At 70.2% G+C, this 6,727-nt stretch carries 8 protein-coding genes; 7 read left to right on the top strand and 1 reads right to left on the bottom strand.

Annotated elements, in window-relative coordinates; genetic code table 11:
• The first annotated feature begins 8 nt into the window (after positions 1-8).
• From VHK87_RS10480 to VHK87_RS10450, 7 genes are all read left to right on the top strand, one after another.
• On the top strand, positions 9-599 hold the full coding sequence (locus VHK87_RS10480; RefSeq protein WP_329634844.1) for a Maf family protein: 591 nt from the start codon (positions 9-11) through the stop codon (positions 597-599).
• A complete protein-coding gene (gene aroE, locus VHK87_RS10475) occupies positions 596-1,441 on the top strand; it encodes a shikimate dehydrogenase (RefSeq protein WP_329634843.1) in 846 nt (281 codons plus the stop codon). Before VHK87_RS10480 ends, aroE begins: the two co-directional genes overlap by 4 nt.
• Positions 1,438-2,037, top strand: a complete 600-nt coding sequence (coaE, locus tag VHK87_RS10470) for a dephospho-CoA kinase (RefSeq protein ID WP_329634842.1) — start codon at positions 1,438-1,440, stop codon at positions 2,035-2,037. Before aroE ends, coaE begins: the two co-directional genes overlap by 4 nt.
• 31 nt (positions 2,038-2,068) lie before the next feature.
• The gene (dnaQ, locus tag VHK87_RS10465; protein WP_329634841.1) at positions 2,069-2,770 is read left to right on the top strand and encodes a DNA polymerase III subunit epsilon; all 702 of its coding nucleotides are present in this window, start codon (positions 2,069-2,071) and stop codon (positions 2,768-2,770) included.
• A gap of 123 nt (positions 2,771-2,893) precedes the next feature.
• Complete coding sequence (locus VHK87_RS10460; protein WP_329634840.1) at positions 2,894-4,534, top strand: ATP-binding protein; 1,641 nt, start codon at positions 2,894-2,896, stop codon at positions 4,532-4,534.
• A gap of 73 nt (positions 4,535-4,607) precedes the next feature.
• The gene (locus VHK87_RS10455) at positions 4,608-5,090 is read left to right on the top strand and encodes a MarR family winged helix-turn-helix transcriptional regulator (RefSeq protein WP_329634839.1); all 483 of its coding nucleotides are present in this window, start codon (positions 4,608-4,610) and stop codon (positions 5,088-5,090) included.
• Positions 5,087-6,097 carry an alpha/beta hydrolase gene (locus VHK87_RS10450; RefSeq protein ID WP_329634838.1) on the top strand — a complete coding sequence of 337 codons (1,011 nt, stop codon included), beginning with the start codon at positions 5,087-5,089 and terminating at the stop codon, positions 6,095-6,097. The genes VHK87_RS10455 and VHK87_RS10450 overlap by 4 nt, the downstream gene beginning before the upstream one ends.
• Here VHK87_RS10450 and VHK87_RS10445 read toward each other — a convergent pair.
• On the bottom strand, positions 6,094-6,727 hold a 634-nt coding region (locus VHK87_RS10445), incomplete at its 5' end, for a PLP-dependent transferase (protein ID WP_329634837.1). The genes VHK87_RS10450 and VHK87_RS10445 overlap by 4 nt on opposite strands.

The following is a 6,727-nucleotide window of genomic DNA, read 5'->3' as shown; positions in this document are numbered from 1 at the left end:
ATCCTCGGGTGAGGTTGACGCTCGCGTCCAAGAGCGCCGCCAGGGCCGCCGTGCTGACCGGCGCAGGCGTGCCGTTCGAGACCGCCGGCTCCGGCGTGGACGAGGACGCTATCAAGCGCGTCATGCTGGCCGAAGGCGCGGGCCCGAAGGAGATCGCCGAGGCGCTGGCCGAGGCGAAGGCTGTGGCCGTTTCGCAGAATCGGCCCGGCCTCGTAATCGGCGCCGACCAGACGCTCGACCTGGCCGGCGAGCTCTACGACAAGGTGGAGACCGTCGCGGCCGCCCGCGACCGCCTGCTGCGCCTGAAGGGCCGCCCGCACCAGCTCCATTCGGCGGTGGTGGTCGCCGAAGACGGGCAGGTCGTCTGGCGCGAGACCGCCAGCGCGACCCTCACCATGCGCGACTTCTCCGACGCCTTCCTGGAGGGCTACCTCGCCGACGAAGGCGAGGCGGCGCTGGGCTCGGTCGGCTGCTATCGACTTGAGGGCCCCGGCGCCCAGCTGTTCTCGAAGATCCAGGGCGACTACTTCGCCATCCTGGGCCTGCCGCTGATGGGCCTGTTGGAGCTGCTTCGCCGCCGGGGCGTGCTGACCGCATGATCACCGGGGCCACCACCGTCGCCGGGGTCGTCGGATCCCCGGTGCGACACTCCCTCAGCCCCCTGATCCACAACGCGTGGCTGGCGGCGGCCGGGGTCGACGGCGTCTACGTCCCCTTCAGCCCGCCGCCGCACGGCTTCAAGGACTTCGTCAGGGGTCTGCGCGGCGGCGCCGTCCGCGGCGTGAATGTCACCCTCCCCTTCAAAGAGGAGGCGATGATGGCGGCCGACGAGATCAGCCCGCGCGCCGACCTGGCGGGGGCGTCCAACCTGCTGATCTTCACCGCCGAGGGCCACATCCTGGCCGACAACACGGACGGGCTGGGGCTGCTGCACGCCTTCCAGGTCCAGGCGCCCGGCTTCGATCCCAAGGCGGGGCCGGTGGTCATCCTCGGCGCGGGGGGGGCGGCGCGGGGCGCCGCCGCCGCCTTCGTCGCGGCCGGCGCGCCGGAAGTCCGCATCGTCAACCGCACCTACATGCGCGCCGAGCAGATCGCCGGCGGCCTGGGCTCCACGGTCGTTCCCCTTCCCCTCGACCGCATGGCCGAGGCGCTGGGGGGCGTAATCGCCGTAATCAACGCCACCTCCGCCGGCCTCTCGGGCGACGGCGACCTGAACGTGCCGCTGGAGGCCACGCCCACTGACGCGGTGGTGATGGACATGGTCTACAAGCCGCTCAGAACGCCCTTCCTGGCCCGGGCCGAGGCGATCGGCCGCCGCACGGTGGACGGCCTGGAGATGCTGATCGGCCAGGCCATTCCCTCGTTCGAGGCCTTCTTCGGCCGTTCGCCGCCCGCCGAGGTGGACGTCAGGGCCCTTTGCCTGGAGGCGCTGTCCCAATGATCGTCATCGGCCTGACCGGCTCCATCGGCATGGGCAAGTCCACCACCGCCAAGATGTTCGAGGAGGAGGGCGTGCCGGTCTACGACGCCGACGCCGAGGTCCACCGCCTCTACGCCAAGGGCGGGGCCGGGGTGGCGCCCGTCGAGGCGGCGTTTCCCGGCGTGACGCGTGACGGCGCCGTCGACCGCGAGGAGCTCGGCAAGCGGGTGCTGAACAACCCCGAGGCGCTGCGCAAGCTGCAGTCCATCGTTTACCCGCTGATGCAGAGCCGCCAGGGCTTCCTCGAGAAGGCGCGCGCCGAGGGCAAGGACATGGCGGTGCTGGACATCCCGCTGCTGTTCGAGACCGGCGGCGAGAAGAACGTCGATGCGGTGGTGGTCGCCTCGGCGCCGGCGCAGGTGCAGCGCGTCCGCGTCCTCGACCGCGAGGGCATGACCGAGGAGAAGCTCAACGCCATCCTCGCCAAGCAGCTGCCCGACGCCGAAAAGCGCAAGCGCGCCGACTTCATCGTCGAGACCGGCGCGGGGTTCGAGGCGGCCCGGGGCCAGGTGCGCCAGATCATCGCTGCGCTGCGGGCGCGACAGAAGGCAAGTTGAAGCCGGCCGCGAACCTGGGCACAGATCGGACATGGCCCGCGAGATCGTCCTCGACACCGAGACCACCGGATTCGACCCGGCGACCGGCGACCGGCTGGTGGAAATCGCCTGCCTCGAGATCGAGGACTTCATCCCGACCGGGCGCAGCTATCACACCTACATCGACCCGGAGCGGGACATGCCCCCCGAGGCCGAGCGGGTGCACGGCCTGTCCACCGCATTCCTGCGCGGCAAGCCCAAGGTCCACGAGATCGTCGACGAGTTCCTGGACTTCGTGGGCGACGCCCCGATCATCGCCCACAACGCGACCTTCGACCGGACCTTCGTCAACTACGAGCTGGGGGTCTGCAACCGGGGCCACCTGCCGGAACAGCGCTGGATCGACACCCTGGCTCTCGCCAAGCAGCGCTTCCCGGGTATGCACAACTCCCTCGACGCGCTCTGCAAGCGCTTCAAGATCTCGCTCGTCGACCGAGAGAAACACGGCGCGCTGATCGACGCCCGGCTGCTGGCCGCCGTCTACCTGGAGCTGAAGGGCGGCCGCGAGCGCCGTCTGGAGCTGACCACCACCGCCGCGGTGGCCGCCGTCTCGGTCGCCCGTCAGAGCGCCTATGGGGCCCGGCCGCGTCCGCTGCCCTTCCGCTCTACGGAGACAGAACGTGAGCTGCACGCCGCCTTTGTGCGGGACATTCTCAAGTCCGACGTCCTCTGGAAGAAGCACGGGCTGGAGTAGCCCCGCCCTACTCATTTCGAGGGGGGGCTTAAGGACCGGTTAGAGAACGTGGGTCTACCGTTCGGCATGCGATCCCGCGCACGCCAGACCGAAAACCGCGAGCTCCCTGAGGCGCTTCAGGAAGTGCTGCTCGTCCGGCGCCAGCAGCTGTGGTTTCGGGTCGTCAGCAACCTGAGCATCGCCCTCGCCTTCGGGCCGATTTCCGGTTGGGCGGTCTGCGCGATCTGGTCGGTCGCCTACATCGCCCTGCAACTCTTCGAGCGCAGCCTGAAGCGCGTCACCTCGGTCGACGCCGTGCTTGGGCTGCTGGCGGTCAACAGCGCGGTCTTCGGGGTGTTCGCCCTCTGGGGCCCACTAACCGACGGGCCCTGGGGTGTCGCGGGCGGCATGGCTCTGCTGGCGGGAGCGCTGCTCAACACCGCCATGTCCAACCGGCGGTCGGGCGCGGCCTTCGCGGCGGCGACGACCCCGTTCGGCGTCTACCTCGCGATCATGCCGTTGGTGGCCTTGCACGTCGGAGCTGAGCCTCGGCACCTCTCCATGCTGGCCCTCGCTGGTGGGCTGATCCTCCTGATGACGGTGTTGATCTGGCGCGCGTCGGCGAAGGCCCTCACGGCCGAAAGCCAGGCCCGCGAACTGGCCGAAGCCGCGCACGCCGCAAAGAGCGCCTATGTAGCCGCCGTCAGCCATGAGCTGCGCACCCCAATCAGCGCGATCCTGGCGGGCGCCAAGGCCGGCGAGGCTGTCGGCGGACGCGATAACCAACTGATCCTCGACGCCGCGCGGATGATGCGCGCCCTGCTGGACGACCTGCTCGACCACGCCAAGCTGGAAGCGGGGCGGATGAACGTCGAGGTCATCGCCTTCGACCTGCGCCGGCTGGTGCTGGACACGGTCCGGTTCTGGCGCCCCGAGGCCGGGGCCCGCGGGCTGCGGCTGACGTTGGACGGGGCGCACGCCTTGCCTCGGTGGGTCGATGGCGATCCGATCCGGATCCGCCAGGTGCTCAACAACCTGTTCTCCAACGCAATGAAGTTCACCGACGAGGGCTCGGTCGGCCTGCGCATCGTGTGCGCCGAGGCCGACGGGGGCCTGCGCCTGGAGCTCACTGTCACTGACACGGGCGCCGGCATGACCGCCGAGCAGGTGGAGCGGCTGTTCAGCCCCTTCAGCCAGGCCGAGACCAGCATCGCCCGCACCCATGGCGGGACGGGCCTGGGCCTCGCCATCAGCCGCGAGCTCGCCCGCCTGATGGGCGGCGACGTGACGGTGACCAGCACGCCGGGCCAGGGCTCCAGCTTCCGGTTCGACCTGCAGGTGCAGCCGGCCGCTCCGCTCGCGCTCGAGCAAGCGCCGGCCGAACCCGCCTCCGCCGGGCTGCGGATCCTGGTCGCCGACGACCACGACGTGAATCGCCGGGCCTTCAGCCTGCTCCTGACGCCCATCGCCGCCGAAATCGTTTGCGTCGCCGACGGTCAGGAGGCGGTGGAGGCGGCCGCCCGCCAGACCTTCGACCTGGTGCTGCTCGACCTCAACATGCCCCGCATGGACGGCCTGGAAGCCGCCCGCCGCCTGCGGGCGGAGCACGGCGCCGGGCTGAAGCTCATCGCCCTGACCGGCGCGACCTCGGACAAGGACGTCCAGGCGTGCCGCGACGCCGGCATGGACGGCTTCGTCGCCAAGCCGGTGGAAGCCCAGGCCCTCATCGCCGCGATCGTCGAAGCGTTCGACGAGGCCGAGATCCCGGACGCCGCCGCAGCCTAGGGCGCCGCGCCGTTGACAACCCCATTCGCCAGACCTGTATTGTTCGATAAGCGAACAAACGGTCGGATGACGGATGGCGGAGGAGCAGGAGCTGGGCGAGCTCGGACAGGCGCTGCAGCGGCTGGTCTACCGCCTGAGCCGGGAACTGCGGGCCCGCTCCGCCGGCGGCGGGGTCTCCGGCGCCGACGCCCTTTCGCTATATGAAGTGCGGCGGCGGCCCGGGATCGGGGTCACTGAGCTAGCCGGCATCGAGAAGGTCAACCGCTCGGTGATGAGCGAGCGGGTGGCGCGCCTGGAGACCGCGGGGCTGGTGGAGCGGCTGACGGATCCGGCCGGCGATCGCCGGCGCTTCGGGCTGCAGATCTCACCGAAGGGCCGCGAGTTCCTGCTGCAGGTCAGCCGCCAGCGGCGCGACTGGATGGCGGAACGGCTGACGACCCTGACGGCCGATGAGCGCGGCGCGGTGCACCTGGCCGTGCGCTCGCTGGAACGGCTGCTGCGCGACGCACCGGACGCAAAACCCAACGAAAACGACGAAAGGGAGAAGAGCCAATGAAGCGGCGAGTTGCGATCAGGGTGGCCGCGGCGGCCGGCGCCGTGGCCCTGCTGGCGGGGCCGGCTGCAACCCAGACCAGCGACAACACCAATGGCCAGCTGCGCTGCCCGCCGACCAAGTGCCCGGGCGAGCTGGTGATCAATCCCGGCACGGTGGTCGATGCGAAGACCGGCCGGAAGTTCTTCCTCGATTATCCCAAGGACTGGAAACCGGGCGACAAGGTCACCTTCGTGCTGAACCTCCACGGGGGCGGCAGCTACGGCAACTGGCAGCGCCACTACTTCCCGATCGTCGACTATGTGGACAAGTACGACCTGGTGGTCGCCACTCCGAACGCGCCGCCGAGGGTCTGGCGGGCCGAGGACGATCCTCACCTACAGAACATCGTCGAGATGGCCGAAGCCAAGTTCGGCAAGCAGAACATCCAGCGGTTCTGGCTGGCTGGCCACAGCCAGGGCGGGGCGACTTCCCGGCGGATCGTCTGCTCGGACTTCTTCCGCACCCGCGTCGACGGCTTCCTCAGCCTGTCCGGTGGACGGGTCGGCGGCCAACCCGGGCGACCGTCAGGGCCCTTCCGCGCGCCGCAGCGGGGCGAGCCCGCCGCGCCCGCGACGCCGCCCGCGGCGGCCTCCAGCATCGCCCAGGCGATGGCCGCGCCGCTGACCTGCGACTTCAGTCACATCTACACCACCGGCGAGCACGAGATCACCGCGCTGCCGCAGACCTCCGAGTGGGCGACGAAATACGGCTGCGGGCCGCGGGTCCGCCGTTCAGAAATTTTCGATACGACGGCCGGCTACGTCTACGACAGCGGCCGCCAAGACCCGGCGACCAAGGCCTGGGGCCGCCTGCCGGGTCCAGGCAAGGCGGAGGTCTTCCTCTATCCGAACTGCCGCGATGGGCGGGTCGTGGCCGACGTCGTACGGATCGACAAGGGCCACACCGAGGGCCTGGAGCCCAGGGTCACCGAGGAGCTGGTCAAACTGATGCTGTCGGCGGACGGCTAGCCGGCCGCCGCCAGAGCCTGCTCCAGGTCAGCGAGGATGTCGTCGATGTGCTCGATCCCGACGGACAGCCGGACGTAGCCGGGGGAGACGCCGGTCGCCAGCTGGTCCTCGGCCGAGAGCTGCGAGTGGGTGGTCGAGGCGGGGTGGATGGCGAGGCTCCGCGCATCGCCAATGTTGGCCACGTGGTAAAACAGCTGCAGGGCGTCGATGAACCGGCGCCCGGCCTCCACGCCCCCTGCCAGCTCGAAGCCCAGCAAGCCGCCGTAACCGCCCTTCAGGTAGGCGTCGGCGCGCCGGCGGATCTCGCCGTCCTGGGCGGAGGGGTGGATCACCTTGGTCACGCCCGGCCGGCTCTTCAGCCAGTCAGCCACCTTCTGGGTGTTCTGGCAGTGCCGCTCCATGCGCAGCGGCAGGGTCTCCAGGCCCTGCAGGAGCTGGAAGGCGTTGAACGGGCTCATCGCCGAGCCGAGGTCGCGCAGCAGGATGGTGCGGGCGCGCACGATGTAGGCGACGGGCCCCATCGGCTTGGTCGCCTGCGTCCAGACGGCGCCGTGGTAGCTGGGGTCCGGTTCGTTCAAGGTCGGGAACCGCCCGGCATGCGCCTCCCAGTCGAAATTGCCGCCGTCGACG

The organism is Phenylobacterium sp., assembly GCF_036263695.1.
Classification (GTDB): Bacteria; Pseudomonadota; Alphaproteobacteria; order Caulobacterales; family Caulobacteraceae; genus Phenylobacterium.
This window is presented reverse-complemented; position numbering and strand designations above follow the sequence as displayed.

Bases quoted from the DNA above. Each gene is read 5' to 3' on its own strand.
- VHK87_RS10450 (WP_329634838.1), top strand. From the start codon at position 5,087: ATGAAGCGGCGAGTTGCGATCAGGGTGGCCGCGGCGGCCGGCGCCGTG.
- VHK87_RS10455 (WP_329634839.1), top strand. From the start codon at position 4,608: ATGGCGGAGGAGCAGGAGCTGGGCGAGCTCGGACAGGCGCTGCAGCGG.
- dnaQ (WP_329634841.1), top strand. From the start codon at position 2,069: ATGGCCCGCGAGATCGTCCTCGACACCGAGACCACCGGATTCGACCCG.
- coaE (WP_329634842.1), top strand. From the start codon at position 1,438: ATGATCGTCATCGGCCTGACCGGCTCCATCGGCATGGGCAAGTCCACC.
- aroE (WP_329634843.1), top strand. From the start codon at position 596: ATGATCACCGGGGCCACCACCGTCGCCGGGGTCGTCGGATCCCCGGTG.